Here is a 1,853-nt window from a genome sequence, read left to right as displayed (position 1 = left end):
GCTATTGTTGAGCATCTTAAGCGTGAACTATCAGAAGCAGAAGCTTCACGTGAATCTGGTGAAAAGAATATGGACAATATTACATCTCACCGTGAATACGAAGCTCTGGAAAAACAGATTTCAGAAGCTACAGAAAAAGAAGCTTCAATCCGAAAAGATTTGTCTCGTGAAGAAAAGAAACTTCTGGAACTCGATGAATCCCTTAAAGCTGATGAAGCTATGATTTCTTCTCAAGAATCTGACTTAAATCAGAGTAAATCGGATCTTTCAAATCAGATTGATGAATATAAAAATCAGCTCGAAAATCTTTCAAAACAGGAATCTGAAATTATTCCAGGTCTTGATCAGGAAGTTGTTTATAAATTCCAGAGAATTATTCAGCGAAACAGCGAAGGTATTGTTGCCGTTAAAAACGGAGTCTGCACAGGCTGTCAGATGATTCTGCCAGGTCAGTTTGCAAATGAAGTTCGCGATGGGGAAAAAATTCTTTTCTGTCCGTATTGTTCAAGAATCCTCTTCTACCAGGAAGTTGCTTCAGATGAAACTGTTGATTTTTCTAATCTCGCCGAAACAGGAAGCCTTGCTGATTTTGAAGACGCTTTTGCCGACGAGCGGGATGAAGATGAAAATGAAGATGTTGAATCTGATAACGAAATGGAAGACGACACATCAGTTTCATTTGATGATTAATTAAGATAATTCAGAAAAGATATAACCGTGCCTGTTTTACTAATGAAAGTAAATACAGGTGAGGAAAGTCCGGGCTCCACCGGAAAAAACGCCGGATAATAACCGGGCAGAAAATGGAACTTGACTATTTAGTCATAAGCCATTTTTCTGACAGAAAGTGCCACAGAAAATATACCGCCTTTTAAGGTAAGGGTGAAAAGGTGGGGTAAAAGCCCACCGCGGTTTTGATAACAAAGCCGGCATGGTAAACCTCGTTTGGAGCAAGGCCAAGCAGCAGTCAGGTTTTCCGGACTATTGACTGCGGGTAGGCTGCTGAAGATTTCTGGCAACAGAAATTTCGGATAGATGGTTATGCGTAAATTTCTTATTTGAAATTTACAGAACAGAACCCGGCTTATTGTCTTTTCTGTTTTTTTTTACGGTGGGAAGATGAAATTAAAAAAAGTTTTTACAAGAGAAAAATTTAAGCCGCAGCGTCATTTTCTTAAAAAACTTTCTCTTATTTTTGTAATTGTTTCACTTTTTTCCGTAATTTTTTATTTTTCTTATCGATCCATAAACTCTAAAATTAATAATGGTGTGTCAATTTTCACTCTGAAATCCAAATGGAAAACTTATGATTATCAGGCTGTTTATGATATCAGTTCGGCAATTCTTTATAAATCGCCCTTTAATTACACTGCACGAACATATAACGGTTATTCAGCATTTTTTCTAGCTGTATCACAAACAGATGTAGTTCAATCATTAAATTATCTTGATGAAGCAATTAATTCACTCCGAATTGCACTTTTAGGAACAAAATTTGGTTCAGTTTCACAGATTGAATATATGCTTGGAAAATCTTACTTTTACCGGGACTTGAATTCATCATTTCATTATTATGCTGATTTAGCCATTGAATATCTTTTAAAAGCAAAAAAACACGGCTATAAAGCTGATGATATCCCTGAACTTTTAGGTCTGAGTTACGCTTCCATGGGAATGACAATGGAAAGTATTTCTGCATTTACGGAAGCGCTTTTAGTTCATGAATCAGATATCCTTTTACTTTCAATCGCTGAACAGTATCATGCTGCAGGGCAGGATAATGCCAGTGAACAATACCTGTTTAGAATTTCTCAGGATTGTAAAGATGAACAGATAATTCTAAAAAGTCATCT

General features: G+C 36.4%; 2 protein-coding genes and 1 other RNA gene. All 3 read left to right on the top strand.

Going from position 1 to position 1,853, the window contains the following annotated elements:
• The coding region (locus ACKI5B_RS07735) for a zinc ribbon domain-containing protein (RefSeq protein ID WP_407427456.1) at positions 1-690 on the top strand (690 nt) is incomplete at its 5' end.
• 11 nt (positions 691-701) lie between these two features.
• Positions 702-1,103, top strand: an RNA gene (rnpB, locus tag ACKI5B_RS07730) — RNase P RNA component class A.
• Between the two features lie 16 nt (positions 1,104-1,119).
• Positions 1,120-1,853: hypothetical protein (locus ACKI5B_RS07725; protein WP_407427454.1), on the top strand; the 734-nt coding region annotated here is incomplete at its 3' end.

The sequence above is a fragment of the Treponema sp. genome (genome assembly GCF_045657965.1).
Taxonomy (GTDB): domain Bacteria; phylum Spirochaetota; class Spirochaetia; order Treponematales; family Treponemataceae; genus Treponema_D.
The sequence above is the reverse complement of the archived record's forward strand: the minus strand, read 5'-3'. Positions and strand labels throughout refer to the sequence as shown.